This is a genomic window from Nocardioides sp., from assembly GCF_025965415.1.
In the GTDB taxonomy this organism is placed as follows: Bacteria; Actinomycetota; Actinomycetes; order Propionibacteriales; family Nocardioidaceae; genus Nocardioides.
Genome location: NZ_JAOPWY010000107.1, coordinates 19,012 through 43,797, shown reverse-complemented (window position 1 = coordinate 43,797; position 24,786 = coordinate 19,012). Strand labels below are relative to the sequence as shown.

General features: G+C 72.6%; 27 protein-coding genes. 11 read left to right on the top strand and 16 right to left on the bottom strand.

The window, feature by feature from the left end; all coding sequences use genetic code 11:
• Positions 1 to 17: 17 nt before the first annotated feature.
• On the top strand, positions 18 to 218 hold the full coding sequence (locus tag JWN97_RS11220) for a hypothetical protein (protein ID WP_297622493.1): 201 nt from the start codon (positions 18 to 20) through the stop codon (positions 216 to 218).
• Positions 219 to 244: 26 nt separating this feature from the next.
• Here JWN97_RS11220 and JWN97_RS11215 read toward each other — a convergent pair whose 3' ends face one another.
• Positions 245 to 754: a metallophosphoesterase gene (locus JWN97_RS11215; RefSeq protein WP_297622491.1), complete on the bottom strand. Its 510-nt coding sequence runs from the start codon at positions 752 to 754 to the stop codon at positions 245 to 247.
• 39 nt (positions 755 to 793) lie between these two features.
• Between JWN97_RS11215 and JWN97_RS11210 the strand changes: the two genes are divergently transcribed.
• The 3 genes from JWN97_RS11210 (at position 794) to JWN97_RS11200 (ending at position 2,003) form a co-directional block, all read left to right on the top strand.
• On the top strand, positions 794 to 1,075 hold the full coding sequence (locus tag JWN97_RS11210; RefSeq protein WP_297622489.1) for a hypothetical protein: 282 nt from the start codon (positions 794 to 796) through the stop codon (positions 1,073 to 1,075).
• 45 nt (positions 1,076 to 1,120) lie between these two features.
• Positions 1,121 to 1,432 carry a hypothetical protein gene (locus JWN97_RS11205; RefSeq protein WP_297622487.1) on the top strand — a complete coding sequence of 104 codons (312 nt, stop codon included), beginning with the start codon at positions 1,121 to 1,123 and terminating at the stop codon, positions 1,430 to 1,432.
• A 127-nt stretch (positions 1,433 to 1,559) separates the two neighbouring features.
• Positions 1,560 to 2,003 (top strand): PA2169 family four-helix-bundle protein, encoded by a 444-nt coding sequence (locus JWN97_RS11200; protein WP_297622485.1) that lies wholly within the window; start codon positions 1,560 to 1,562, stop codon positions 2,001 to 2,003.
• A gap of 9 nt (positions 2,004 to 2,012) precedes the next feature.
• Here the strand turns inward: JWN97_RS11200 and JWN97_RS11195 are convergent, their stop codons facing one another.
• Together JWN97_RS11195 and JWN97_RS11190 are read right to left on the bottom strand one after the other, a co-directional pair.
• The gene (locus JWN97_RS11195; protein WP_297622483.1) at positions 2,013 to 2,195 is read right to left on the bottom strand and encodes a PspC domain-containing protein; all 183 of its coding nucleotides are present in this window, start codon (positions 2,193 to 2,195) and stop codon (positions 2,013 to 2,015) included.
• A gap of 38 nt (positions 2,196 to 2,233) precedes the next feature.
• Positions 2,234 to 2,671 carry a VOC family protein gene (locus JWN97_RS11190; protein WP_297622480.1) on the bottom strand — a complete coding sequence of 146 codons (438 nt, stop codon included), beginning with the start codon at positions 2,669 to 2,671 and terminating at the stop codon, positions 2,234 to 2,236.
• Positions 2,672 to 2,732: 61 nt separating this feature from the next.
• Between JWN97_RS11190 and JWN97_RS11185 the strand changes: the two genes are divergently transcribed.
• Complete coding sequence (locus JWN97_RS11185; RefSeq protein ID WP_297622478.1) at positions 2,733 to 3,425, top strand: GAF and ANTAR domain-containing protein; 693 nt, start codon at positions 2,733 to 2,735, stop codon at positions 3,423 to 3,425.
• 106 nt (positions 3,426 to 3,531) lie between these two features.
• A complete protein-coding gene (locus JWN97_RS11180) occupies positions 3,532 to 4,479 on the top strand; it encodes an NAD(P)-binding protein (RefSeq protein ID WP_297622476.1) in 948 nt (315 codons plus the stop codon).
• Here JWN97_RS11180 and JWN97_RS11175 read toward each other — a convergent pair.
• Genes JWN97_RS11175 through JWN97_RS11160 form a run of 4 tightly spaced genes read right to left on the bottom strand, consistent with a single transcriptional unit; the run spans position 4,466 to position 6,221 of the window.
• Positions 4,466 to 4,831 (bottom strand): hypothetical protein, encoded by a 366-nt coding sequence (locus tag JWN97_RS11175; protein WP_297622472.1) that lies wholly within the window; start codon positions 4,829 to 4,831, stop codon positions 4,466 to 4,468. The genes JWN97_RS11180 and JWN97_RS11175 overlap by 14 nt on opposite strands.
• A 32-nt stretch (positions 4,832 to 4,863) precedes the next feature.
• Positions 4,864 to 5,124 carry a hypothetical protein gene (locus JWN97_RS11170; RefSeq protein ID WP_297622470.1) on the bottom strand — a complete coding sequence of 87 codons (261 nt, stop codon included), beginning with the start codon at positions 5,122 to 5,124 and terminating at the stop codon, positions 4,864 to 4,866.
• A 30-nt stretch (positions 5,125 to 5,154) separates the two neighbouring features.
• Entirely contained in the window at positions 5,155 to 5,949 is a 795-nt protein-coding gene (locus JWN97_RS11165; RefSeq protein WP_297622468.1) for a DinB family protein, read from the bottom strand.
• A 56-nt stretch (positions 5,950 to 6,005) separates the two neighbouring features.
• The gene (locus JWN97_RS11160; RefSeq protein WP_297622466.1) at positions 6,006 to 6,221 is read right to left on the bottom strand and encodes an amphi-Trp domain-containing protein; all 216 of its coding nucleotides are present in this window, start codon (positions 6,219 to 6,221) and stop codon (positions 6,006 to 6,008) included.
• 203 nt (positions 6,222 to 6,424) lie between these two features.
• Here JWN97_RS11160 and JWN97_RS11155 point away from each other — a divergent pair, with 203 nt between their 5' ends.
• Entirely contained in the window at positions 6,425 to 10,225 is a 3,801-nt protein-coding gene (locus JWN97_RS11155; protein ID WP_297622464.1) for an MBG domain-containing protein, read from the top strand.
• A 3-nt stretch (positions 10,226 to 10,228) separates the two neighbouring features.
• Here JWN97_RS11155 and JWN97_RS11150 read toward each other — a convergent pair whose 3' ends face one another.
• The 7 genes from JWN97_RS11150 to JWN97_RS11120 form a co-directional block, all read right to left on the bottom strand.
• Positions 10,229 to 11,377 (bottom strand): acyl-CoA dehydrogenase family protein, encoded by a 1,149-nt coding sequence (locus JWN97_RS11150; protein WP_297622462.1) that lies wholly within the window; start codon positions 11,375 to 11,377, stop codon positions 10,229 to 10,231.
• A complete protein-coding gene (locus JWN97_RS11145; RefSeq protein ID WP_297622460.1) occupies positions 11,370 to 12,257 on the bottom strand; it encodes an oxygenase MpaB family protein in 888 nt (295 codons plus the stop codon). Before JWN97_RS11145 ends, JWN97_RS11150 begins: the two co-directional genes overlap by 8 nt.
• A 4-nt stretch (positions 12,258 to 12,261) precedes the next feature.
• Positions 12,262 to 13,302: an LLM class F420-dependent oxidoreductase gene (locus JWN97_RS11140; protein ID WP_297622458.1), complete on the bottom strand. Its 1,041-nt coding sequence runs from the start codon at positions 13,300 to 13,302 to the stop codon at positions 12,262 to 12,264.
• Between the two features lie 150 nt (positions 13,303 to 13,452).
• On the bottom strand, positions 13,453 to 15,201 hold the full coding sequence (locus tag JWN97_RS11135; protein ID WP_297622456.1) for an ABC transporter ATP-binding protein: 1,749 nt from the start codon (positions 15,199 to 15,201) through the stop codon (positions 13,453 to 13,455).
• Entirely contained in the window at positions 15,198 to 16,910 is a 1,713-nt protein-coding gene (locus tag JWN97_RS11130; RefSeq protein WP_297622455.1) for an ABC transporter ATP-binding protein, read from the bottom strand. The genes JWN97_RS11135 and JWN97_RS11130 overlap by 4 nt, the downstream gene beginning before the upstream one ends.
• A 51-nt stretch (positions 16,911 to 16,961) precedes the next feature.
• Positions 16,962 to 17,666 (bottom strand): alpha/beta hydrolase, encoded by a 705-nt coding sequence (locus JWN97_RS11125; RefSeq protein WP_297622453.1) that lies wholly within the window; start codon positions 17,664 to 17,666, stop codon positions 16,962 to 16,964.
• Positions 17,667 to 17,737: 71 nt separating this feature from the next.
• The gene (locus JWN97_RS11120; protein WP_363321281.1) at positions 17,738 to 18,298 is read right to left on the bottom strand and encodes a YbaK/EbsC family protein; all 561 of its coding nucleotides are present in this window, start codon (positions 18,296 to 18,298) and stop codon (positions 17,738 to 17,740) included.
• 48 nt (positions 18,299 to 18,346) lie between these two features.
• Between JWN97_RS11120 and JWN97_RS11115 the strand changes: the two genes are divergently transcribed.
• Together JWN97_RS11115 and JWN97_RS11110 are read left to right on the top strand one after the other, a co-directional pair.
• Positions 18,347 to 19,348, top strand: coding sequence for a glycerophosphodiester phosphodiesterase family protein (locus tag JWN97_RS11115; protein ID WP_297622449.1), 1,002 nt, complete (start codon positions 18,347 to 18,349; stop codon positions 19,346 to 19,348).
• A 37-nt stretch (positions 19,349 to 19,385) separates the two neighbouring features.
• Positions 19,386 to 21,104: an aminotransferase class V-fold PLP-dependent enzyme gene (locus JWN97_RS11110; protein WP_297622447.1), complete on the top strand. Its 1,719-nt coding sequence runs from the start codon at positions 19,386 to 19,388 to the stop codon at positions 21,102 to 21,104.
• A gap of 4 nt (positions 21,105 to 21,108) precedes the next feature.
• Here the strand turns inward: JWN97_RS11110 and JWN97_RS11105 are convergent, their stop codons facing one another.
• Positions 21,109 to 21,381, bottom strand: coding sequence for a hypothetical protein (locus tag JWN97_RS11105; RefSeq protein ID WP_297622445.1), 273 nt, complete (start codon positions 21,379 to 21,381; stop codon positions 21,109 to 21,111).
• 10 nt (positions 21,382 to 21,391) lie between these two features.
• Positions 21,392 to 22,669, bottom strand: coding sequence for a PspC domain-containing protein (locus tag JWN97_RS11100; RefSeq protein ID WP_297622443.1), 1,278 nt, complete (start codon positions 22,667 to 22,669; stop codon positions 21,392 to 21,394).
• Between the two features lie 143 nt (positions 22,670 to 22,812).
• On the opposite strand from JWN97_RS11100, the gene JWN97_RS11095 reads away from it, so the two are divergent.
• Together JWN97_RS11095 and JWN97_RS11090 are read left to right on the top strand one after the other, a co-directional pair.
• A complete protein-coding gene (locus JWN97_RS11095; RefSeq protein ID WP_297622441.1) occupies positions 22,813 to 24,105 on the top strand; it encodes an ATP-binding protein in 1,293 nt (430 codons plus the stop codon).
• Positions 24,102 to 24,779 (top strand): response regulator transcription factor, encoded by a 678-nt coding sequence (locus JWN97_RS11090; RefSeq protein WP_297622439.1) that lies wholly within the window; start codon positions 24,102 to 24,104, stop codon positions 24,777 to 24,779. The genes JWN97_RS11095 and JWN97_RS11090 overlap by 4 nt, the downstream gene beginning before the upstream one ends.
• Positions 24,780 to 24,786 lie beyond the last annotated feature (7 nt).

Here is a 24,786-nt window from a genome sequence, read left to right as displayed (position 1 = left end):
CTGGCTAGGGTCTGGACGTGTACTCCGACTATGAGAAGTGCGCCGTCTGCGGCGCTGCGGTCCGGCTCCTGCCCCATCCGGGCGTCCCCGACGAGGTGCCTGACGGCCCGGCGGGCCCGGAGGACGGTGTCGTGGGCGGCGGTGACCCCACCGTGGACGTGCGCGAGTGCACCAACCCCGACTGTCCCTCGCTGCGCCCGGGAGGACCCGGAGCCTGAGGCGGCGCACCTCCGCGCGTGGGCGCCTACCTCCTCGGTGGAAGCCGATGGAGGGTGACGTCGCGCAGGTCGCCGCCCTCGGCGGTGGCCGTCAGGTAGGTGCAGTGGGGCTGGCGGCGGCGGTCGGTGGGGGAGCCGGGGTTGAGCAGGCGCAGGCCAGTGGCCGTCGTCGTGTCCCATGGGATGTGGCTGTGACCGAAGACGAGGACGTCGAGGTCTGGGTGGAGGGCGCTCATCCGCTCCTCGCGGCCCGCGGCCTGCCCGGTCTCGTGCACCACGCCGAGCCGGACGCCCTCGATCTCGGCGCGCGCCACCTCCGACAGGCGCTCCCGCAGCTCGCCGTGGTCGTTGTTGCCGAAGACCGCAACGAGCCGGCGGGACCGTGCCTCGAGCGCGTCCAGGAGGCGCACGTCGACCCAGTCGCCCGCGTGCACCACGACGTCCGCCTCGTCCACCGCCTGCCACACCTGGTCGGGCAGGTGACGGGCCCGCTGCGGGACGTGGGTGTCGGCGACCATGAGGAGTCGGGTGGGCATGGCGACAGTCAACCGGTGGGGGGAAGTACCGTCGACCCCATGCATGCTGACGACGCCACCACCGACGACATCGTCGCCGAGTCCGCCCTCCAGCTCTGGGCGGCCGCCCAGACCGACTTCGACCCCTTCGAGGTTCCCTCAGACCTGTGGCCGGGCGAGACGGTGCCCGTGCGCGACGCGGACATCGCCGTCGACACCCACCTCGAGGTGGACGACGTGCGCTCGGCGCTGGGTCGGCTCGACGGCGTCAAGGTCGTCGTGGGTCGCGAGGCCGGCACGGTCTCCGTGCTCCGGGTGATCCCGGAGGACGTGGCGCTCTAGGCGTCGCTCGCTTTCCCCTTCCACCACGACACCCCTGGAGACGACATGGTCGCGAGCCGCTCGGCCCGCGAGAGGAAGGCTGCTGCGCAGGCGGGGCCGCTCGCAAAGGTCACGATCGACCTCGACGGCGAGCAGCAGTTCCTCTACCGGATCAGCTGCTCGACGTGCGTCGCCCGCGGCCACCGGGCCTGGTCGACGCACCGGGCCGGCGGCGACAACGGCTTCATGGCCGCCATGGACCGCTGGACGTTCCACCTCGTGGAGAAGCACCCGGGGGAGGACGCGCCCTGTCTGGCCTTCCTCGCCGCCGCGCAGCAGCGGCTGCACGAGCGGCGCGAGGGCGACGCGTCCGGGTGAGGACGGTCCCCGTCGCAGGCACGACTGGGGCGCGACGTCCGCGGCACGAAAGCGTCATCCCCAAGGGTGGTCACTCGCGACGCCGCTTCGGTGAGGGTGGAGGCACACCCCTCACGAAGGAGCGAACATGTCGGACGACGCGAAGGCCGCCAAGGAGCTGGTCGAGACACTGAAGGACGGCGAGCGAGGCTTCGCCGCCGCTGCGGAGAAGCTGCGCGACAGCGACCACGCGGAGTGGGCGACGACCCTGCAGCGCCTGTCCGAGCAGCGCGCCGGGTTCCGGCGGGAGATCGTCGACCTCGGGCACGAGTACGGCGACGACGTCGACGAGAGCGGGACGGTCGCCGCGGCCGTCCACCGTGGCTGGATCTCGCTCAAGGACGCGCTGACGGGTGACGACGCGAGCAGCGTCCTCGCCGCCGCGTCGACGGGCGAGGACCACGCGGTGTCGGAGTACGACGACGCCCTCGAGATGGACCTGAGCGCCGGCTTCCGGGCCGTGGTCGAGCGCCAGCGGGCGTCCGTGGTCGCCGCACGCGACGAGGTCAAGGCACTGCAGGCGGCTGGGTGAGGGCCGCGGTCAGTCGCCCTTCGGCATGACGATCCACGCGATGATGTAGGCGATCTCGCCCGCGCCGACGATGCCGAAGACGACGAAGCCCAGGCGCACCAGGCCGCGGGAGATGCCGAACCGGTCGGCGAGGCCGGCGCACACGCCGGCGATGATCTTGCCCTGACGGGGACGCACCAGCGAGGAAGCCATGGCTCATGTCTACCCGTTGGGGGTGGACAGCGCGTGCGTCAGGCCTTCCTCAGCTCCTCGGCGAGCATGACGATGATGCCGCTGGGCCCACGGACGTAGGTGAGCCTGTAGACGTCCTCGTAGGTCGCCACGCCCCGCAGCGGGTGGCACCCGTGGCGCGCGGCGACCTCCAGTGCCGCGTCGAGATCGTCGACCGAGAAGGCCACGCGGTGCATGCCGATCTCGTTGGGCAGGGTCGGCTCGGTCTCGATCGCGTCGGGATGGATGTACTCGAAGAGCTCGAGCCGGCCGTGCCCGTCGGGCGTCTGCAGCATGGCGATCTTGGCGTGGTTGCCGTCGAGGCCGACGGCGGTGTCGGTCCACTCGCCGCTCACCGTGTCGCGACCGAGCACCGAGAGTCCGAGGTCGGTGAAGAAGGCGATGGTCTCGTCGAGGTCGCGCACCGCGATGGCGACGTTCTCCAGCTTGATGGCCATGCCCTGCACGTTAGCCGGACAGTGCCTCGGCAGGGTTGCGCTCGTCGGTCATGATTCACCCGTGCCTCCCCACGACGACTTCCGCGACGAGCTGGCCGCTGCTGCCCGTGAGATGCAGGACGACGACAGTCCGCAGGAGGCGATGGAGCGAGCGGTCGTGGTCGCGACGAGGATCATCCCCGGGTGCGACGCAGCCGGGGTGTGCATCGTCTACCGCGGCGACCGGATCGACACGCACGCCACGAGCACCGACGATCTGCGGCAGGTCGACGCACTCCAGCACGAGCTCGACGAGGGCCCGTGCCTGGACGCGCTGCGCAAGGACCAGACGGTCGTGAGCAACGACCTCTCGACCGACGACCGGTGGCCGACCTGGGGCCCCGAGGTCGTCGAGCGGCTGGGGATGCACAGCAGCGTGAGCTATCGGTTGTACTCCAACGACAAGGACCTGGGCGCGCTCAACCTCTACGGCAGGGAGGCGTCGGCCTTCACCGCCGACGACATCCACGACGGCCTGGCCCTCGCCGCCCACGTCGGCGTGGCGCTGGCTGCGGCGCAGGAGGTCGAGCAGCTGGAGAAGGCGCTCGGCGGCCGCACGGTGATCGGCCAGGCCACGGGCATCCTGATGGAGCGCTTCGACCTCACCCCCGACCGGGCCTTCTCCGTGCTCAGCCGGATGTCGCAGCAGAAGAACCTCAAGCTCCGCGTGCTGGCCGAGCAGATCGTCACCACCCGGACCGTCCCGACGACCTAGGACCGGCTCACTAGGGTCGTCGCGTGGACGCAGGCGTGGTGGTCGTGGGAGCGGGGCTCGCCGGGCTGCGCTGCGCGCAGACTTTGCGTGCCGAGGCGATCCTGTGATGCCGTCGGACGTCGTGGTGGTCGGCGCCGGTCTCGCGGGCGTCGCCTGCGCACGAGAGCTGCGTGCCGCTGGCGTCGGCGTACGCCTGCTAGACCGCGGCCATCGCGTCGGCGGACGGATGGCCTCGCGCCGGCTGTGGGAGCGCCCGACCGACCTCGGGGCGTCCTACCTCACCGTGTCGGACCCGGGGTTCGGAGCCGTCGTGGACGACTGGGCGGCCCGCGGCCTGGCCACGCCGTGGACCGACACCTTCAGCGTGCTGGGGGAGGAGCCGAGGACGACGACGGGTCCGATGCGCTGGGGTGCCCCGAGCGGCCTGCGCTCGCTCGTCGAGGACCTCGCGGCCGACCTCGACGTGGAGCAGGCTGACCTGACCTCCCTGGCCGACGTGACGGCGTCGGCGATCGTGCTGGCGATGCCCGACCCGCAGGCCCGCCGCCTTGGTGGGGACCACCCCGTCACCGAGGTCCTGACCCGCGCGTGGGAGCCGGTGATCGCGCTGGCCGCGCGCTGGCCGGAGCGCACCTGGGACCACCTCGGCCCGGCGGGCCGCTTCGACGGCGCCTTCGTCAACGGTGACGCAGCCGTCGGGTGGGTGGCCGACGACGGCCGGCGCCGCGGCGACGACGCACCAGTGCTGGTGGTGCACTCCACCCCCGAGCTGGCAGCCCGGCACCTCGCGGATCCGGCCGGGGCGGGCCCGGGGATCGTCGCTGCGCTGCGTCGGCTGATGGACCTCGACGAGCCGGCGGACGTGCACGTGCACCGCTGGACCTTCGCCCGGCCGACCGGCGAGCGGGAGGAGCCGTACGTCCTGGTCGACGGTCCCCGCGGGCTGGTCGGTGCGTGCGGGGACGGGTGGGGTCCGAAGCCCAAGGTGGAGACGGCGTGGCTCTCGGGGGCGCGGCTCGGTCGCGAGCTCGCCCGGCGCCTCAGCGCGGTCTGAAGCCCGAGCAGAGCACCCGGAGGTGGTCGATGACCTCGGCGCCGCGGTAGTAGGCCTGCTGCTCGGCCACGAAGGTGCCGTCTGCGTTGGCCAGGTCGAAGCGGTAGCTGACCCGTGCGGTGTCGGCGACGGTCTCCCCGTCGGTCACGTCGAGGACCGCGACGATCTCGTCGGACTCCTCGAACCACGCGCCGAGCACGGTGCGCACGACGTCGTCGGGCCCGGTGCCCTCCCACACGCGGCCGGGTGTCAGGCCCTTGAAGTCGACGTCGGCGGCGAGCAGTCCGCGCAGCGCGGTCTCGTCCTTCGTGGCGATGGCGTGGGCCAGGCGGCTGCCCAGGCTGGCGGTCATCGCGCAAGTGTCCACCCGCACGGGCGTGGACGCTATCCCCGCGGTCGGTCCGTCCGGTCGCGCAACCACCTGGTGGTGCCCGGCGCCATGCCGCGCGACTTGGGCGTCGTCGGCACGGGCGTGACGATCAGCGCGGCGTCATCGGGGAGCGACCACTTGACGGCGTGGTAGACGACCGAGAGCGGCTCGGTGCTGTCCAGCAGCACCAGTCCGGGAGCGATCTGCCGTGCCTCCGCCCACGGCCCCTCGAGGGTGTCCGGTGCGGCTGCGGTCCAAGCGAGGTAGACGGCCATGCGACTGATTGTCACAGCCGTCGCGCATGGTCAGCCGGACAGCACCGCCAGGTCGCGCTCGGCGTACAGCCGGTGCTCCCACTCCTCGTTGAGGACCACCCGCAGGCACTGGGCGACGGTCAGCGAGTCGGCGTCGGCCATGAACGGCGTCGCGGAGGTGACCGGCCGGGCGAGGCCCTCGTCGTCGAGAGCGTCGAGCACCGCGGCCACGGTCGCCCGCCGGGCCGCCCGCACGGCGAGCACCTCGTCGAGCGTCGGGCGTACGTCGCGGTCCCACGGCACCCCCTCCACCGTCGGTGCCTCGTCCCACGGCAGGTCGAGCGGGTGCCACGGCGAGGGATCGGCGAGGACGACGCCGCCGACCCAGCAGGCGTGCGCGAAGCCGAGGTGGCGCAACGTCTCGGTGAAGGACCACTCGCCGGCGACCTGCTCGTGCAGCGACTCCGGCGGGAGCGCGCGAGCGCGCTCGACGGTGCCGTCCCAGAGCCGGTCCAGCACGCCGAAGGCCTCGCGGAACCCGTCGGCGTCGGTCGGGCGCATCAGCGCACGCTCGGGCGTACGACGGTCCAGCTCGGCCTCGACCAGCGGGACGACGTCCACCCCGTTGACCAGCAGCCGGCCGAGCTCGCCGTAGATCTCGAGGTCCGGCACCTCGACGCCGGTCATCCGGACGCCGTCGAGGTAGGCCGCCCGGATGCGGGTGCCGCTCAGGTCGACGTCCTGGAGGACGGCATCGTTGAGGCGGGCCTCTCGGAAGGTCGCGCCGGCGAGGTTCACCCGGCGGAAGGTCGCGCCGGCCAGGTCCTGCTCGGTGAAGTCGGTCATGACGGCAGGCTAGAAGCAGTTGAGGACGATCGGCGACCGGTTCGGCCCGCACCGGCTCACCAGGTGAGCTCGATCTCCACCTCGTTGGACTCGCCCAGCTCGACCTCGACCTTCAGGTTCACCCGATCGGGGACGGCGACGGTGATCCGGCCGCCGTCGCGCTCGAACTCGACGGAGTTGTGCTTGGCCAGGGAGTCGGCGAGGGCGCGCAGCTTGGTCGCGGCCTCCTCGCGAGTCATCGTGCGGGTCTCGTCCATCTCGAAGAGGTCCATGGCCCCGACCGTAGCGAGCGGGTGGGCACCGCCGGCGAGTACTGCGCTCGCCGCGAGGAGGAGGCGCTGCTCGACCGCCTGCTGGCCCGCTACCGCGCCGAGCACACCCCCTTGGGGGGTGATCATCCACAACAGAGCCACAGAGAGCCACAGAAGTGCCTTTCGCCCACGTGGGATCGGCGTCCACCCCTACGGTTGCGCTCGTGCCCGCCACTTCCCGTACCCCCCGCTCGTCCCTCGCACGCGTCGCCCTGGGCGCCCTCGCCTCCCTGTTGGCGACCGCCGCGCTGGTCGTCGTCCCGAGCTCGCCCGCGTCCGCGATCCAGACCATCGCGTGGACCGCAGCCCCGCCCGCGACCGCCCAGGCCGGCCAGTCCGTCAGCTTCGCGTGGACCGGGACCGCGAACACGTTCCTCGGCGCGAGGATCACCGGCTGCTTCGCCACGTTCCCGGACGGCAACAACCTCACGAACAGCTTCGGGGGCAACTTCCAGACCGGCAGCTGTCAGTACGCGAACCGACAGATGCCCTCGCCCGGCACCTACGCGATCGTCGTTGGGTTCACCCTCAGCACCGGCGGCACGATGAGCATGACGGGGAATGTCTCCGTGGTCGCCCCCACGCCGACGGTCGTCACGTCGGGCAACGTGGTGACGACGGCGACGAGCGAGCAGGGCGCCCCGGTCACCTTCTCTGCCTACGGGTCCGACAACTACTACGGCACCTACGGCGCCACCTGCACCCCGGCGTCGGGCAGCATTTTCGCGCCCGGCACCACGACGGTGAGCTGCTCGGCCACCAACAACGGCGGCAAGACGGGCACCGGCACCCTCACCGTGAGCGTGGACAGGGCGACCCCGACCCTGGCCTGGACGCCCGGCCAGGTGGTCGCGGGCAGGCCGCTGGGCTCGGTGCTGGACGCGACGGTCTCGCCCGCCAACCTCACCGGGTCCCTCACCTACACCGATGCCGCGAACAACGTGCTGACCCCGAGCTCGATCCTGACGGCGGGGGACGGGCAGGTCCTGACCGCCACGTTCGTGCCCACCGGTCCGTCCGCCCCGGCCTTCACGCCCGTCAGCACGACGCGCACGGTCGACGTCGTACGCCTGGCTCAGGCCGTCACCTTCGGGACGGTCCCCGCCACCGCGACCGTCGACGATGCTCCCTTCGAGGTCACCGCGTCCGGGACGTCCGGCGGTGGCGACGTCACCGTCTCCCGCGTCGCCGGCAGCGCCTGCACCGTCGCCGACCACAGCACTGGCACGACAGGTGCAGCCACCGTGACGGTCATCCGCAACGGCGCGTGCGTGCTCGAGGCGCGCCAGGCCCAGACCGCGAGCCACACGGCCTCACCCGTCGTGGAGAGGTCGGTCACCGTCGCGCGCCGCACGCCGGTCATCACCTGGGACCCCGACACCGAGATCACCTATGGCACGCCCCTGGCGGACCAGCTCGACGCGGCCACCGACGCTGCAGGCACTTGGACCTACCGCCTCGACGGAGTCGAGGTGGACGGTTCCACCATCCCCGGGGCGGGCGACGATCGCGTCTTCGAGGTGGTCTTCAGCCCCGCCGACCCGGACCGCTACACCACCGCCGCGGCCACCCGCGCCATCGACGTGCACCGCGCCGCCCAGCAGCTCTCCGTCTCCCCGCTCGCCGACCGGACCTACGGCCAGGCCCCGTTCGAGGTCGACGTCACGGACGACGGACCGGGCGCCGTCTCCGTCGACGTGACCGGGCCGTGCTCGGCCACTGGTCGCACCGTCACGCCGTCCGCCGCCGGCGACTGCGAGGTCACCGTCTCGAAGGCGGGCGACGCCGACCACGTCCCGGCGAGCGTCGTACGCACCCTGCACGTCGCCAAGGGCGAGCCGACCCTCGACTGGCAGCAGCCCGAGGGGCTGTCGTACGGCGACGCGCTGGGCGCTGAGGAGCTCGATGCCACCGTGTCCGCCGAGGTCGACGACTCCGCGGTCGCGCCCGAGGGCGAGCTGACCTACACGCTCGCTGACGGGTCGCCGGCCGACGGAGCCGTCCTCGAGCCCGGTGACCACGTGATCGACGTCCGGTGGATGCCCACCGGCGCCAGCGCCGACCGCTGGACGTCCGAGACCCGCTCCGTCACTGTGACGGTCGCCCCGGTCCTGCCCGCGATCTCGTGGGACCCTCCGGCGACGATCGTCTTCGGCACCCCGCTGGGGGACGACCAGCTCGACGCCACGACCAGCCCCGAGGGTGCCACGGGCACGATCGACTACTACCTCGCCGACGGCGTGACGCCGGCCCGCGGTGAGGTGCTCGGCGTCGGGACCGGCCAGCTGCTCGTCGCACACTACGAGCCCGACGCGGCAGCCCGGAGTCACTACCTCCCCGCGTGGCGGACCGTCATCATCGACGTCGCCAAGGCGCCGCAGGAGGTCTCCTTCGGTGACGTCCCGACCGACGTCACTGCGGACGACGCGCCGTTCGAGGTCACCGCGGACGGCACCCAGGGTGGTGGCGCGGTCACCATCTCGGCCGCCACACACAGCTCCTGCACGGTGGTGGACCACAGCGCCGGAACGGCCGGCGCGGCCACCGTGACCGTCACCGGCAGCGGCTCCTGCGTCCTCGAGGCAGGCCAGGCGGAGACCCCGTCCCGCACCGCCTCGCCCGTCGTGCAGCGCTCGGTCACCGCCCACCACCGCACCCCGGTCATCACCTGGGGCTCCGCGGCCTCCCTCACCTACGGCGACACCCTCGCTGACCTGCTGGACGCGTCGACCGACGCCCGGGGGAGCTGGACCTACCGTCTCGACGGGGACGTCGTCGATGCGACGACCGTGCCCGGTGCGGGCCAGGACCGACAGCTGGGCGTGGCCTTCACCCCGGCCGACCCCGGCCGCCACACGACGGCGACCGCGTCGCGGACGCTCACGGTGGCGCGGGCCCCGCAGCAGCTGGTCGTCGCCCCGATCGCGGACCGCACCTCTGCGCAGGGTCCGTTCGACCTCGTCGTGACGGACCAGGGTCCGGGGGCCGTCACCGTGACGGCCAGCGGCCCGTGCTCCGTCGACGGTCGCACCGTGACGCCGAGCGCTGCCGGTGACTGCGAGCTCACCGTCACCAAGGCCGCCGACGCCAACCACCTCCCGGCGACCGTCACGCGCTCCGTCCACATCACCAAGGCGTCCCAGACGATCGCGTTCGACGCCCTCACCGACAAGACGTACGGCGACCCGGACGTCCTGCTGCAGGGCTCGGGCGGTGCCTCCGGACGCGCGGTCACCTTCACGGCGACCGGCGCCTGCACCGTCGCCGGCACCCGGCTCACGCTCCTGCGCGCCGGCACCTGCACGGTGACCGCCGCCCAGGCGGCGGGTGGCGAGGGCCTCGACCCTGCTGGCTCCGTGACTCGCACCTTCACCATCGCGCGCGCGGCACTGACCGTCATGGCCCCCTCGGCCGTACGACGTTACGGCGCTGCGGAGCCCGCGCTCGTGCCGTCCTACCGCGGCTTCGCCAACGGTGACGACGCGCAGGACCTGACCACGCCGGCCACCTGCGCCAGCTCCGCGGGTGTCGACAGCCCGGCCGGGACGTACGCCGTCGCGTGCGCCGGGGCGACCTCACCGAACTACTCCGTGACCACGACCGACGGGCAGCTCCGGGTCCGCTACGGCCTCCGTGGACTCACCTGGGCGCTCGCCGCTGATGCCGGCAAGGGCGTCGTCGAGAAGGGCTCCCGCACGCCCGTCAGCCTCCACCTCCGCGACGCCGCGCAGGCCGTCGTGCCGCGCAACATCAGCGCAGAGATGGGCCGCGAGTGCCGCGTGACGATGAGTGTCGGCGACGCCGACCCGACGTGCTTCCGCTACGACCGGAAGGCCGACCGGCTCGTGGCGGTGCTCGACGCCCGCGGGCTAGCCCGCGGGTCGGTCGTGCGGGTCGTGCTGAAGGTCCGGACAGCCGACGGAACCCAGGTGCTCCGGCGCGAGGTCGACGTCCGGTTGCGCTGAGCCTCAGAGCCCCAGCATGCGGCCGATGATCTCCTTCTGGATCTCGGTCGTCCCGCCGTAGATCGTCTGGATCCGCGAGTCGGTGTAGGCCTTGGAGATCGGGTACTCGTTCATGTAGCCGTAGCCGCCGTGCAGCTGGACGCCCGCGTCGACCACGCGCTTCTGCAGCTCGGTGGTCCACCACTTCGCCATCGAGGCGAGCGCGGTGTCGACGTCGCCCGCGTTGAGCCGCAGCACGCAGTCGTTGATGAAGACCCGGGCGATGTGGGCCTCGGTCGCCATCTCGGCGAGCACGAAGCGGTTGTGCTGGAACGTGCCGATCGGTCTGCCGAAGGCCTCGCGCTCCTTGGCGTACGCCAGGCACAGGTCGAGGACGTGCTCGATCGCGGCGACCGCGATGCAGCCGATGGAGATCCGCTCCTGGGGCAGGTTCTCCATCAGCGAGACGAAGCCCGAGCCCTCGGCGCCGAGCAGGTTCTCCTTGGGGACGCGGACGTCGGTGAAGGACAGCTCGGCGGTGTCCTGGGCGTGCAGGCCCATCTTGTCGAGGTTGCGCCCGCGCTCGAAGCCCTCCATGCCTCGCTCGACGACCAGCAGCGAGATGCCCTGGTGGCCGGCGTCCGGGTCGGTGCGGCACACCACGATCACCAGGTCGGACAGGATGCCGTTGGAGATGAAGGTCTTCGAGCCGTTGAGGACGTAGTGGTCGCCGGCGTCGACCGCCGTCGTACGGATGCCCTGCAGGTCGGAGCCCGCCCCCGGCTCGGTCATGGCGATGGCGGTGACGAGGTCGCCCGAGACGCAGCCGGGCAGCCAGCGCTGCTTCTGCTCGTCGGTGCCGAGCGAGGAGATGTAGGGGACGATGATGTCGCTGTGCACCGCGAAGCCCGGGCCCGAGGCGCCGGCGCGCGCCGACTCCTCGGCGAGCACCATGTTGTAGCGGAAGTCGCTGATCCCCGCGCCGCCGTACTCCTCCTCGACGTCGAAGCACAGCAACCCGCGCTCACCCGCCTTGCGCCACACCTCGCGGTCGACGATGCCGTCGCGCTCCCACTGCTCGTGGAAGGGCACCACCTCCTTCTCGAAGAAGACGCGGGCGATGGCGCGGAAGTCCTCGTGCTCCTGCTCGAGGATGCTGGGGCGCTCAGGCATGTGATCTCTTTCCGTGGGCGGGGGCGTCGAGGGCGTCGAGCATCGCGGTCGGGCCCAGGTCTTCGAGCCGGTGGCCGCCGGGATAGGTCGTGGGGCGGTGCACGTACGGCGTACGGCGCGGGGGCGCGAGGCGCAGCACGCGGGCTCGCAGCCGGAGGGCGCCGTGCACCGCACGGACGAACCACCGGGGCTGGCGCGGCAGGCCGAGCGCCTCGCGCAGGGGTTCGTCCATCATCGCGATCGTCGCCCGGCGCAGCAGTGGTCGCAGCGGCGGCGGGGCGACCTCGCGGGCGATCCGGATCGACGCCTCCGCGAGGCGGGTGCTCGCGGGGGTGTGCGCGAAGTGCTGTCGCTCGTAGTCGACGAGCAGCGTGAGGTAGCCGTCGTACGTCGTCGGAAGGTCCTTGATGCCCATCAGCTCGCCGAAGCGCGTCGTGACCTTGGCGATGGCGGCGAGCTCGTGGGGGTCGAGCGGGCGCCAGCCGTAGGCGGAGATCCACCGCCCCGGGCCGACGATCGTGGTGGCGAGGACGTAGGCGAGCTCGTCCTGCGGGATGTCGTAGTGGCCGTGGATCCGGTTCAGCCGACGGAGCGCGGCGTGCGAGCGCGGGGAGTCGATGCCGTCGAGGGTCGCCTCGTCTCCGATCAGGATCGTGTCGTCGTAGCGCTTGACCCCGTGGTCCTCGAACTCGCGGGTCCGGTCGAGCAGCGCCGCGATCGAGGGGATGCCGTAGTCGCGCATGAAGGCGATGCCGGTGCCCTGGACGTAGTCCCACGGGAACTCGTGGCGGGCCGTCAGCCGGAGGATCTCGTCGTGGTCGACCTCCGGGTCCAGGGACTGGATCCGGCGCAGGTTGGCGTAGCGACCCGGGGCGTGCACGAGCTCAGGACACCCATTCCTTGACCTGGGCGAGGGTGGCCGCCGGGTCGTCGGAGACGGGAGTGATGTTGAGGTCGGTGACGCCGGCCTCCTCGAAGGCCGCGATGCGCTCCTTGATGTAGGACTCGGGGCCGACGAGGTTGGCGGCCTCGAGCCACTCGGTGGGGACGAGCGCCTCGGCCTCCTTCTTCTTGCCCGAGAGGTAGAGGTCCTGGATCTCCTCGGCCTCCTTCTCGTAGCCGTAGGAGCGGGCGACGTCGTTGTAGAAGTTCTTGCCCTTCGCGCCCATGCCGCCGACGTAGAGAGCGAAGATCGGCCGCGCGAAGTCGAGCAGCGCCTTGGTCTCCTGGCCCTCCCCGATCGCGAGCATGCCGCCGGCCATCACCTGCAGGGGAGCGAGCCCCGCCTGGCGCTTCGCGTTGCCCGCGGCGAGCGCGTCACCCCAGACCAGGTGGGCCTTCTCGGGATGGAAGAGGTGGGGGATCCAGCCGTCGGCGATCTCGGCGGTCTGCTCGACGTTCTTGGGGCCGAGCGAGGCGATCCAGATCGGGATGGTGTCGCGCTCGGGCTTCGTCAGCAGCTTGAGCGGCTTGCCGAGCCCGGTGACGGCGCCGTCCTCCTTGGTGAGCGGGAGGTGGAACTCGCCGTCGGCGCTCAACGGCTCGCGCATGAGGCCGCTGCGGATGATCTCGATGACCTCCGCCGTCCGCGCCATCGGCCTCTTGTAGGGGACCCCGTGGAAGCCCTCGATCACCTGCGGGCCGCTCACGCCGAGGCCGAGGATCGCGCGACCCTGGCTGACGTTGTCGAGGCCGGCAGCGGTCTGCAGCAGGGCACCGGGGGTGCGGGAGTAGATGTTGAGGATGCCCGAGCCGATCTGCACCGTCTCGGTCTTGGCGGCGAGGTAGCCCATCAGCGTGGGGGAGTCGAAGCCGTAGGCCTCCGCGACCCACACGCTGTCGAGGCCCGCCCTCTCCAGGGCGACCACCTGGTCGGCCGCGCTGCGGGGGTTGCCGTCGTACATCAGGAGGGTGGCGAGGCGCATGGATCAATCGTGACAGTGGAACTGTCACGGTGCAACCGTCGCCCGGATCGCCTCTGGTGCGCGCGTCGTCGTACGACACGCCCTGCAGCGGTGGTCCAGCCACACTCGGGACCCGGGAAATGTGGCTGGAGCACCGCCCCGGACGGCGGGTCAGCTCGTCCCGTGCCACGACTCCCAGAGCGCGGCGTACGACCCACCCGCGGCGACGAGGTCGTCGTGCGAGCCGAACTCGGAGATGACTCCGTCCTCCACCACCGCGACCCGGTCGGCGTCGTGGGCGGAGAAGAGGCGGTGCGCGATCGCGATGACCGTCCGCCCCTCGAGCACCGCCGCGAGCGAGCGCTCGAGGTGCCGGGCCGCGCGCGGGTCGATGAGCGAGGTGGCCTCGTCGAGCACGAGCGTGTGCGGGTCGGCGAGCACCAGCCGGGCCAGGGCGATCTGCTGGGCCTGCGCGGCCGTCACCGCCCGGCCGCCGGAGCCGACCACGGTGTCGAGCCCTGCCGGCAGGGCGTCCACCCACTCGAGCGCGTCGACGGCACCGAGGGCGGCCCGGACCGCGTCGTCGGGGGCGCCCGGCCGGGCCAGGACGACGTTCTCCCGCAGCGTGCCCACGAAGACGTGGTGCTCCTGGGTGACGAGCGCGACATGTCCGCGCAGGTCGCCGAGCGGCAGCTCGACCAGCCCGACGTCGCCGACGGTCACCGCACCGGTGCGCGGCGGGTGGATGCCGGCGAGCAGCCGGCCCAGCGTCGACTTGCCCGCGCCGGAGGGGCCGACCATCGCGATTCGCTCGCCGACGCCGACGTCGAGGTCGATGCCGTGCAGCACGTCGCGCCCCTCGACGTAGGAGAAGCGGACGTCCTCCGCGTCGAGCTTCTCCGAGCCCGGCACGCGCCCGGAGACGGTCCGGTCGTCGGGCACCTGGGCCACGCCGAGGAGCCGGGCCAGGGCGGCGGCACCGAGCTGCAGCTCGTCGAGGATGGACACGATGCGGTCGACCGGGTCGATGAGCATCTGCACGTAGAGCGTCGCCGTGGTGACCTCGGCCAGCGAGACGTCGCCGCGCGTGTAGAGCCAGCCGCCGAAGAGCAGGGTGCCCACCACGGGCAGCAGGTAGCTCAGCTCCATGCTGGGGAAGAAGACGGTGCGCAGGTGCAGTGTGTACTTCTCCGCGGTGAAGGACTTCGCGCAGTCGTCATCGCCCAGCTCCACGCGCTTCTCGCCGAGCCCGAGCGCCTCGACGGTGCGGGCGCCCTCGACGGTCTCCGACAGCGTCGTGGTGATCTGGGAGTACGACGCGGTCTCGGCGAGGTAGCCGTCCTTGGCTCGCGCGAGGTACCACCGCAGCCCGATCACCAGCGGCGGCAGCGCGAGCAGGCAGGGCAGCGCCACCCACCAGCCGACGCTCAGCGCCGCGCCGAAGGTCAGGACGGCGGAGACGACCGCGATCGTCCACTCGGGCAGCGCCCAGCGCACCGACCAGCCCAGCCGGTCGATGTCCGAGCCCGTGCGGGTGAGCAGGTCGCCGGAGCCGGCGGCCTCGACGGTGCCCACCGGGAGCGCGAGCGTGTTGGCGACGAAGTCCTCGCGGAGCTCGGCCAGCACCAGCTCGCCCATCACCTGCGAGCGGTAGCGCGCGTAGCGGGTCAGCACCGACTGCAGCACGAGGAAGATCGCCAGCCAGAGGACGATCTGGTCGACGTGGGCGCGGGTCGTCCCCTTCTCGACCGCCTCCACCAGCCCGCCGAGCAGGCGCGGCGCGGCCAGTGCGCTCAGCGCGGCCAGCACGTGCAGGCCCAGCGCGGTCCACAGGAGGCGGGGGTGCCGGTGCGCGACCCGGCCGACGTAACGGCGTACGGCCTTGCCGTCGGCGATGGGAAGTCTGGTGGTGACACTCATACGACTGCCTCCACATCGCGTACGACGACCCGGCGGTAGGCCGCGACCTCGGACAGGAGGTCCGCGTGGGTGCCGACCGCGACGACCCGGCCGTCGACCAGGAAGGCCACCTCGTCGACGGCGTCGAGCAGCAGCGGGCTCACCGTCGTGACGACCGTCGTCCGACCCGCGCGGTGCGCCCGCAGGCGGGCGGCGATCCGCGCCTCCGTGTGGGCGTCGACCGCGCTGGTGGGCTCGACCAGCACGAGGATCTCCGGGTCGGCCGCGAGCGCCCGGGCCAGGACGAGGCGCTGGCGCTGGCCGCCGGAGAAGGAGCGCCCCTTCTCGGTGACGACGGAGTCGAGGCCCTCGGGCAGCGCCTCGAGGATGTCCTCGGCCGACGCGGTGAACAGCGCCTTCTCGACGTCGCCGTTGCCACGCTCGTCGATCCGGTCGGCCAGCCGGCCGGCGAAGAGGGCCGCGCCGGTGTCGGACACCATGATCCGCTCGCGGACGTCGGCGTGGCGCAGCGAGGTCAGCGGCGTCCCGCCCAGGGACACCTCGTCGTCCTGCTGGGCCGAGCAGAGCCCGAGCCGGTCGGCCAGCAGCGCGGAGTCGTCGGGCTGGTCCGAGACGATCGCGGTGAGCAGGCCCGGTCGGACCCGGAGGCCCGAGCGGGCGTCGTACAGCTCGGAGCCGGGCGCGGGGACGGCGGCCGGGGAGACCGGCTCGACGACGTCGGGCTCCAGCGCCATCACGCGGCACACGCGCGAGGCGGCGACGCGGCCGCGGATCAGCTTGTTGGCGAACTCGGTCGCGGTGCGCAGAGGCAGCATCAGGAACGCGGAGTAGCCGTAGAACGCGACCAGCTCGCCGGCGGAGATCGCGCCCGTCACGGCCGAGCGGGCGCCCAGCCAGACCACGAGCACCACGAAGATGCCCGGCAGGAAGACCTGCAGGGCGTCGAGGACGGACTGCAGCTTGGCGACGTTGACGGCGGCCGTCCGGGTTGCCTGCGACTCGCGGCGGTAGCGGTCGAGGAAGACGCCCTCACCGCCGATCCCGCGCAGGACGCGGAGGCCGCCGACGATGTCGGTGCCGGTGTTGGAGAGGTCGGACCGCATCTGGCGCTCGGTGGCGCTGCGTGCCTGGAGCGGCTTGAGGATCGGTCCCATGACCAGGAGCAGCAGCGGCACGCCGAGCAGCACGAGCAGGCCGAGCTGGACCGACGTGCTGAGCAGGATCGCCGACACGAGGAAGAACGAGACGATCGCACCGGCGAAACGGGCGGTCACGTCCATCACGTTGCCGATGTGGTCGAGGTCGGTCGTGCCGATCGCGATCACCTCGCCGGTGCTGACCTTGCGCGGCAGCGAGCCGCCCAGCCGCACCGACTGCCGGGTGGTGAGCTGCACGATCCGGTAGGAGGCGGTGAGCCAGTTGGTCACCGCGAACCGGTGCCGCATGATCCCGGTGACCGCCTGGAGCAGCCCGATCGTGAGCATCACGCCGGCCCAGAGCACGAGCTGTCCCTGGTCCTTGTCGGCCACGCCGCGGTCGATCGCGCGCCCCAGCACGGCAGGCATCACGGCCTGGCACGACATCCACACGATCCCGAACGCCATCCCGCCGAGCAGGGTGGGCACCTGCTGCCGGGCCAGCCACCACAGGAACCTGCCGGGGGTGCGGTGGTCCGGTGTTCCGGGGTCGGCGACAGGCAGTGTTCTCACTGGCCCGATCCTAGGTTCGGGAGGGCCCGGTCAACGAATGGTTATCGAGCGTCAGGCGTCCACGAACGTGTCGCCGTCGAGGACCGCCGCCACGGCGCGGGTGCGCGGCTCTGCCCCGAGCAGGGTCGCGGTGACGAAGTCGGCGGCGAGCGTCTCGAAGGTGCGGCCCTGACGCAGCATCGCGTGGCGGGCACCGGGCACGGAGACGTAGCCGACCGAGGCGTCCCCCGAGAGCCGACGTGCCATCTCCGCGGACCGTGCGGGGAGGGCGATGCGGTCCTCGCTGCCGTGCACGACCAGGACCCGGCGACCGCTCAGGTCGACCCGGTCGCTCGGGAGCACCCAGGGGTTGAGGGCCACCACGGTGCGCACCTGCGGAGCGTCACCGCCCAGCAGCGCGGCCCGGCCGCCGAGCGAGTGGCCGACGAGGGCCACCGGCACGTCGCCGTGCTGCTCGGTGACCCGGTCGAGCGCCCACGCGACGTCCATGACCGGCGTCGTGCCCGAGTCCCACCCGCGGTGGGAGTTGAGCAGCCGGTGGACCGCCAGGCGCGACCGTCCTGCGCGGGCGATGCGGTGCGCGACCGGCACCATCCGCAGCACCGACAGCTGGGTCGGGCTCACCATCGCCTGCTCCCCGCGGTGCGCGCCGCCGTGCAGCACGAGGACGATGCCCTCCGGGTCGGGGGCCGACCGGACGGAGAGCAGGCGGGGTCCGCCCCTCCGGGAGGGCCGGGGATCCGGGCGGTCGGACAAGGAGTCTCCAGTGGTCGAGGTGGTGGGTCCCGGCAGTACCCGAGCCGACGTGCGTCATGCCCGGCAGCAGCTCACCGGCCGAGGTCCGGCACCACCTCGGCGCCCGGCAGGTCGGCCAGCAGCCGCCCCGGCACCAGGAGCTTGGAGCGGCGTACGCCACTGCCGATGACGACGACCGGCTCCTCGAGGAGCGCGTCGTGGACCAGGACCCGCCAGCCGTCGGGCAGCCCGAGCGGGGTGATGCCGCCGTACTCCATCCCGGTCTCGGCGACCGCCCGCTCCATCGGCAGGAACGACGCCTTGCGGACGTCGAGCATCTTGCGCACGAGCGTGTTGACGTCGGCGCGGGTGTCGGCGCGGACCACGCACGCCGCGATCCGCTCGTCACCGGCCCGCGCCCCCGAGACGACGACGCAGTTGCCGCCCGCGGTCATCGAGATGTCGTACGCCTCACTCATCGCCGCGGTGTCGGCGAGGTCCGGGTCGATGTCCACGACGGCGATCCCGGCCGCACCCGGCCAGGCGGCGAGCGCCGCGGCGACGGGTGGGGCCACCAGGTCGGGGTGGTCGACGGCGGGGAGGGAGGTCAGGGCCGGGAAGCTCGGGAGCGTCACGCGCTCATCATGCGCCATTCACCCTGAGGTCGCCGGACGGCCTCCGGGGCCCGGCAGCCTGTGGGCATGACGGTGACCCGCGAGGCGCTCGAGTCGGCCCCGTCGTTGGTCCTCACGCCTGCCGTGGTCGCGCACCGCGGTGCGAGCGGGCACCGTCCCGAGCACACCCTCGACGCCTACCGGACGGCCATCCGGATGGGCGTCGACGACATCGAGCTGGACCTCGTCGCCACGCGTGACGGGGTGCTGGTCGCCCGGCACGACCTCGAGCTCAGCGCGACCACCGACGTCGCGGGTCGCACCGAGCTCGCCGACCTGCGCCGCACCCTCACCGTCGACGGGGAGGAGCAGCACGGCTGGTTCGTGCAGGACCTCACCCTTCCGCAGCTCAAGACGCTCGCCACCCGCGAGCGGATGCCGTCGACGCGCCCCGGCAACACGGCGTACGACGGTGCCGAGGGCATCCCGACGCTCACCGAGGTGCTGGCCATGGTCGGCGCGGAGTCGATCCGTCGCGGCCGTCCGGTCGGGGTGCTCCTCGAGCTCAAGCACGCCGCCCACCACGACGCGATCGGGTTGCCGCTCGACGTCCCCCTGCTGCGCGGGCTGGCGCGCCAGGGCCTCGACCATCCCTGGGCGCGGGTCGGACTCCTGTCGTTCGAGTCCGCCATCCTCCGCCGGCTCGCCGGCCGGACCCGGCTGCCGCTGATCCAGCTGATCGAGGTCGGGGACGAGCTGACCCCGGAGGCGTTGGACGGGATCGACGAGTACGCCGACGGCATCGGGCCGCACACCTCGCTGGTCCTGCCGCGTGACCGCACCGGGGCGATCGGCGAGCCCTCGAGCCTGGTCCGCGACGCCCACCGCCGCGGGCTGACCGTCCACGTGTGGACGGTGAGGGGCGAGAACCGCTTCCTGCCGAGCAATCTCCGCCACGGGGACGCCCCGGACGCGCTGGGCGACATGGCCGCGGAGGTGCGGGCGCTGCTCGCCGCCGGCGTCGACGGGGTCATCACCGACCACCCCGAGGCGGCGCTGGCGGAGGTGCGCGGCGCCGGCTTCCGTTGATGGAAGGCGCCCCCTCGCACCGGCGTACCCTCGGACCGTGAAGCACGACTCGGCTGCCGCGTCCGCCCTCCTCGAGCGCATCCGCGCGTCCGTCATCGGCGACGACCAGGTGATGCAGGGCCCCTACGGCCCCCGCCGGGTGACGTACGCCGACTACACCGCGTCGGGCCGCAGCCTGAGCTTCATCGAGGACTTCATCCGCCACGAGGTGCTGCCGGCCTACGCCAACACCCACACCGAGGCGAGCGGCACCGGCCTGCAGACGACGCGGCTGCGCGAGGACGCGCGGCGGCTCGTGCGCGACGGGGTCGGCGGCGACGACGAGACGGTCGTCGTCTTCTGCGGGTCGGGCAGCACCGCCGCGATCGACAAGCTGATCGGCATCCTCGGCCTGCGCATCCCGGCGGCGCTCGACGACGCCTACGACCTGAGCGCCCAGATCCCCGCCGACCAGCGCCCGGTCGTCTTCATCGGGCCCTTCGAGCACCACTCCAACGAGATCCCGTGGCGCGAGACCATCGCCGACGTGGTGACCATCCACGAGGACGCCGACGGCCGGGTCTCGCTCGACCACCTGCGCGAGGAGCTCGAGCGGCACGCCGACCGGCCGCTCAAGATCGGCTCCTTCTCGGCCGCCTCCAACGTCACCGGCATCGTCACCGACACGGAGGGCGTGGCCGACCTGCTGCACGAGCACGGGGCCTTGAGCTTCTGGGACTTCGCCGCCTGCGCGCCCTACGTCGACATCGAGATGTACGGCCCCGGCCGCTCGCGCAAGGACGCGATCTTCCTCAGCCCGCACAAGTTCATCGGCGGACCCGGCACGCCCGGTGTGCTCGTCGTGCGCCGCGAGCTGATGACCAACCGCGTGCCCGTGGTGCCCGGCGGCGGCACCGTCATGTACGTCAACCCGACCGAGCACCGCTACCTCGACGACAAGGCGCACCGCGAGGAGGGCGGCACCCCGGCGATCGTCGAGTCGATCCGCGCCGGGCTGGTCTTCCAGCTCAAGGAGGCCGTCGGGGTCGAGACGATCCAGGCACACGAGGAGGAGATGCTGCGCCGCGCCGTCGCGGCGTGGGTGGCCGAGCCGACCATCCAGATCCTCGGCAACCTCGAGTCGCAGCGCCTCTCCATCGTGTCCTTCGTGCTCAAGGCGCCCGACGGGTCCTACCTCCACCACAACTACGTCGTCGCGCTGCTCAACGACCTCTTCGGCATCCAGACCCGCGGCGGCTGCTCCTGCGCCGGCCCCTACGGCCACCGGCTGCTCGACATCGACCTGGCCACCAGCCACCAGTTCGAGGCCCAGATCGCCGGCGGCTGCGAGGGCATCAAGCCCGGCTGGGTGCGGGTCAACTTCAACTACTTCGTCGACGAGGAGGTCTTCACCTACGTCGTGGAGGCCGTCCGCCTCGTGGCGCGCGAGGGCTGGCGGCTGCTGGGCGACTACCGCTTCGACCCGCTGACCGGCCTGTGGCACCACCGCACCGGCGCCGTCGAGCCGCCGCTGCGCCTGGCCGACGTGTCGTACGCCGCCGACGGCACGATGACGTGGCCCTCGCACACGACGACGGCCCCCGTCTCGGTGCTCAGGGAGCACCTCGACGAGGGCCGCGCGATCATGGCTGCCGCATCGGCTCCGGACTGGTCGGACCCGGCGCACCTCGGCGCCGACTTCGACGACCTCAGGTGGTTCGCCCTGCCCGCCTGCTCGCTCGAGACCACCCCCATCCCGACGAAGGTCGACGGGTAGGAGCTCAGCGCGAGCGCGAGGGCCACACCGTGGCGGCGAGCCCGGCCGCGCCGGCGGCGAGCCACGGGATCGGCAGGAGCCAGCGCAGCTCGCTGGTGTCGACCACGTCGCCCTGCACGAGCGCCCAGACCAGCACCATGCCGGCGAAGGCGACGCCCATGACGAGCTGGGTGATGTTGACCGGGTGCCGTCCGGAGGGCTTCGAGGGGGCGTCGAGCGGGCCGGTCATCGGCTCGTCGTAGCCGTAGAGGTCGGTGTCATAGCTGTTGTCGGTCATGGTGTGCTCCTCAGGCGGCTTCGCGGACGATGATCTCGCCGGCGACCAGGTCGATGGCGATGGACATGTCGGGGACCTGGTCCCCACCGTCCCGGATGTTGTCGAGGGCGACGTCGAAGCCGTCCTGCTGGCGGTCGAAGACCCGGCTGTCGCCGGCCACGACCTGGGTCGTGACGGAGATGTCCATCCCGTCGGGGACGATCACCTCGACCCGACCCCCGACGCCGTCGATGGCGATGTCGCGGCCGTCGAGGGCGTCCACGTCGGAGACGTCGGACAGGTCCAGCGTGAGCACGCCACCACCGAAGTCGTAGCTGTCCTCGACCTGCGCGGCGCTCGTCGGGGCGTAGTCGAAGCGGTCGTCGGGGAAGTCGTTGCCGAGGGTGGCACCGGCGGTCGCCACCGCGGCGACGACGCCCAGGGCGATCAGGCCCCCGGCACGGCCCCAGAAGGAGCCGACCAGCAGCATCGTCGCGATGAGGCCGAGGGCCAGCGCGGGGTAGGCGCTGTCGGCGACGGACGCGCCGGCCAGGTCGACCACACCGAGGACGCCCTCGGCCAGCGCGACCAGCGCGAGCGTGAAGAAGAAGAGGATCGGTCCGCGGCGACGCGGGTTGCGCGGCCGGCGCGGCTCGCGGGTGTACTCGCCCCACTGCGCCGGCTCGACGACCGGACCGTAGGTCGGGGGAGCCGTCGGGTCGTCGGTCGCAGCTGCGTACGACGTCTCGCTCGCGGCGGTCCCGCCGGGAGGCACGGGCTGGTCGTAGCCGTAGCCGTAGCCGTGGCCGTAGTCGTAGCCCTGGCGGGGGCTGCGGCCGGGCGACGAGCGGTCCTTGCGGTGCAGGAACCACACGGCGAGGGCCGCGACGATCGCCAGCGGCCACGGGAACCAGAAGGCGCCGGCCCAGTCGCCGACCGCGCAGAGCAGCGCGAGGACGCCGACCCCGGCGAGGGCGAGCGAGCGGCTGCGCTCGTCGAGGCCCAGCGGCTGGTCGTCGGTGCCCTCCTCGGGGACCAGGATCCATGCGCCGACGTAGGCGAGCAGGCCGGCACCGCCGAAGAAGGCCGCCACCACCAGGGCGACCCGGACGATGATCGGGTCCACGTCGAGGTGCCGGGCGATGCCGCCGGAGACACCGGCGATGTGCCGGTCGGTGACGCTGCGGCGCAGTCGGCCGAGGTCCCTCATCTGGTCCCGGTCGACGCGGGGACCGGTGGGCGGCGGCGTGGGCTGCTCGCTCGCGCCGGTGGCGGTGCCGGTGGTGGGTTCGGTGCTGGCGTTGTCCATGGCTCAACTCTCGTCCGCGGCGGCCGGCCGCACCATCGGGGACAGCCCTGATTGCGGCTGCCTCCACCCCGGACGGACTCAGGGTCGGCTCGGGGTCAGTCCTCATGGTCGCGCACGTGCGCGCCTGCGACGATGGAGACACGATGACGCAGACACATTCGCCCCGGGCCGGCCAGGCCCGCCGCGCCTACCGCGACACCCACTCACCGATCGTGGGGGGTGTCGCGGCAGGCCTGGCCGCGCACCTGGCGGTGCCGGTGCTCTGGGTGCGGTGCTTCTTCGTCGCGACGGCGTTCCTCGGCGGTTTCGGCCTCATGCTCTACGCCGGCCTGTGGGTGTTCCTGCCGGCCGACCAGGGCTTCGAGGTCAGCGCCCCCGGCCTCGAGAGCGCCACCCGCACCGGCAAGCGCCCCGGCCGTCGGTCGCGACTGCGCGACGCCGGCCCCGCGATCGCGCTCGGTGCCCTGTTCTTCGGCGTGGTGCTGGGCTTCGAGGGCATCTTCGGCCAGGGCGTCCTCTTCTGGCCGGTCGTCCTCGGCATCGCGGGCATCGCCCTGCTGTGGCGCCAGGCCGACGAGGCGCAGCGCGAGCGCTGGATCGACTCCTCGGGACGGATCGACCCGTTCCGCGCGGTCTTCGGCAACGGCGGGTGGGCGGCCTACGGCCGGATCGCGGCCGGGCTCGGCCTGATCGTCACCGCCCTCATCGTCTTCGCGGTGGCGGCCGGCCAGGCGACCTTCGCGGTGCCGGTCCTGGTCGCCGGGCTGCTGGGCCTGCTCGGACTGGCGATCGTGGTCGGCCCGTGGGCCGTGCGGCTGATCAACGACCTCGGCGCCGAGCGCGCCGAGCGGGTCCGCACCCAGGAGCGCGCCGCCATGGCCGCCCACCTCCACGACTCCGTGCTCCAGACCCTCGCCCTGATCCAGAAGAACGCCCACGACGCGACGACCGTCGCCCGGCTGGCCCGCTCGCAGGAGCGCGACCTGCGCCAGTGGCTCTTCGAGGCCGAGTCCAGCGACGCGACCACGCTGGCCGGTGCCCTCAAGGAGATGGCCGCCGACGTCGAGTCCCAGCACAACGTGGTCGTCGACGTGGTGACCGTCGGCGACTGCCCGCTGGACGAGTCGCTGCGTCCGCTCGTGCACGCCACCCGCGAGGCCGTGGTCAACGTCGCCAAGCACGCCGGCACGCAGCGCGCCGACGTGTTCGCCGAGACCTCGGGCGGCGCGGTGGACGTCTTCGTCCGCGACCGCGGCGCGGGCTTCGACGTCGACGCGGTCGCGACCGACCGCCAGGGCGTCCGCAACAGCATCGTGGACCGGATGGCGCGCCACGGCGGCCGGGCCGACGTACGCTCGGCTCCCGGCGAGGGCACCGAGGTCCGGCTGCACATGCCCCGCACCAGCTCCGGTGCACACGACGAGGAGAACCGATGAGCCTGAGCCAGCCCACCGCTTCGGCCCGGGGACCCGTGCGCGTCGTCCTGGTGGACGACCACGCGATGTTCCGGGCAGGGGTCCGCTCCGAGCTGGCCGCGACCGGCGCCGGCTTGGTCGAGGTGGTCGGCGAGGCGGCCGACGCCGACGCCGCGATCGCGGTGGTCCGCGACCTCCAGCCCCAGGTGGTGCTGCTCGACGTGCACCTGCCCGGCGGGGGTGGCGTGGAGGTGATGCGCCGCCAGCCGTCGCCCGACACCCTTTACCTCGCGCTGTCGGTGTCCGACGCGGCCGAGGACGTCATCGGCACCATCCGCGGCGGCGCGCGCGGCTACGTCACCAAGACGATCACCGGCCCCGAGCTGGTCGACGCGATCACCCGGGTCGCCGGGGGAGACGCGGTCTTCTCGCCGCGCCTGGCCGGCTTCGTGCTCGACGCCTTCGCCGGCTCCATCGACGTCGCGGCCGTCGACGAGGACCTCGACCGGCTGACCGAGCGCGAGCGCGAGGTGATGCGCCTGATCGCCCGCGGCTACGCCTACAAGGAGGTCGCCAAGGAGCTCTTCATCTCGGTGAAGACCGTGGAGACCCACATGTCGTCGGTGCTGCGCAAGCTCCAGCTCTCGAGTCGTCACGAGCTGACGAAGTGGGCCTCGGACCGTCGACTGCTCTAGGCGGGAT

What these genes read in the sequence shown, in the direction of transcription:
- JWN97_RS11190 (WP_297622480.1), bottom strand. Translation starts at nt 2,671, where the DNA reads ATGGCCATCAAGCTGGAGAACGTCGCCATCGCGGTGCGCGACCTCGAC.
- JWN97_RS11120 (WP_363321281.1), bottom strand. Translation starts at nt 18,298, where the DNA reads ATGGCGCATGATGAGCGCGTGACGCTCCCGAGCTTCCCGGCCCTGACC.
- JWN97_RS11140 (WP_297622458.1), bottom strand. Translation starts at nt 13,302, where the DNA reads ATGCGCCTCGCCACCCTCCTGATGTACGACGGCAACCCCCGCAGCGCG.
- JWN97_RS11135 (WP_297622456.1), bottom strand. Translation starts at nt 15,201, where the DNA reads ATGAGTGTCACCACCAGACTTCCCATCGCCGACGGCAAGGCCGTACGC.
- JWN97_RS11170 (WP_297622470.1), bottom strand. Translation starts at nt 5,124, where the DNA reads ATGGCCGTCTACCTCGCTTGGACCGCAGCCGCACCGGACACCCTCGAG.
- JWN97_RS11165 (WP_297622468.1), bottom strand. Translation starts at nt 5,949, where the DNA reads ATGACCGACTTCACCGAGCAGGACCTGGCCGGCGCGACCTTCCGCCGG.
- JWN97_RS11115 (WP_297622449.1), top strand. Translation starts at nt 18,347, where the DNA reads ATGACGGTGACCCGCGAGGCGCTCGAGTCGGCCCCGTCGTTGGTCCTC.
- JWN97_RS11175 (WP_297622472.1), bottom strand. Translation starts at nt 4,831, where the DNA reads ATGACCGCCAGCCTGGGCAGCCGCCTGGCCCACGCCATCGCCACGAAG.
- JWN97_RS11180 (WP_297622476.1), top strand. Translation starts at nt 3,532, where the DNA reads ATGCCGTCGGACGTCGTGGTGGTCGGCGCCGGTCTCGCGGGCGTCGCC.
- JWN97_RS11100 (WP_297622443.1), bottom strand. Translation starts at nt 22,669, where the DNA reads ATGGACAACGCCAGCACCGAACCCACCACCGGCACCGCCACCGGCGCG.
- JWN97_RS11090 (WP_297622439.1), top strand. Translation starts at nt 24,102, where the DNA reads ATGAGCCTGAGCCAGCCCACCGCTTCGGCCCGGGGACCCGTGCGCGTC.
- JWN97_RS11105 (WP_297622445.1), bottom strand. Translation starts at nt 21,381, where the DNA reads ATGACCGACAACAGCTATGACACCGACCTCTACGGCTACGACGAGCCG.
- JWN97_RS11150 (WP_297622462.1), bottom strand. Translation starts at nt 11,377, where the DNA reads ATGCCTGAGCGCCCCAGCATCCTCGAGCAGGAGCACGAGGACTTCCGC.
- JWN97_RS11215 (WP_297622491.1), bottom strand. Translation starts at nt 754, where the DNA reads ATGCCCACCCGACTCCTCATGGTCGCCGACACCCACGTCCCGCAGCGG.
- JWN97_RS11160 (WP_297622466.1), bottom strand. Translation starts at nt 6,221, where the DNA reads ATGGACCTCTTCGAGATGGACGAGACCCGCACGATGACTCGCGAGGAG.
- JWN97_RS11200 (WP_297622485.1), top strand. Translation starts at nt 1,560, where the DNA reads ATGTCGGACGACGCGAAGGCCGCCAAGGAGCTGGTCGAGACACTGAAG.
- JWN97_RS11195 (WP_297622483.1), bottom strand. Translation starts at nt 2,195, where the DNA reads ATGGCTTCCTCGCTGGTGCGTCCCCGTCAGGGCAAGATCATCGCCGGC.
- JWN97_RS11095 (WP_297622441.1), top strand. Translation starts at nt 22,813, where the DNA reads ATGACGCAGACACATTCGCCCCGGGCCGGCCAGGCCCGCCGCGCCTAC.
- JWN97_RS11210 (WP_297622489.1), top strand. Translation starts at nt 794, where the DNA reads ATGCATGCTGACGACGCCACCACCGACGACATCGTCGCCGAGTCCGCC.
- JWN97_RS11205 (WP_297622487.1), top strand. Translation starts at nt 1,121, where the DNA reads ATGGTCGCGAGCCGCTCGGCCCGCGAGAGGAAGGCTGCTGCGCAGGCG.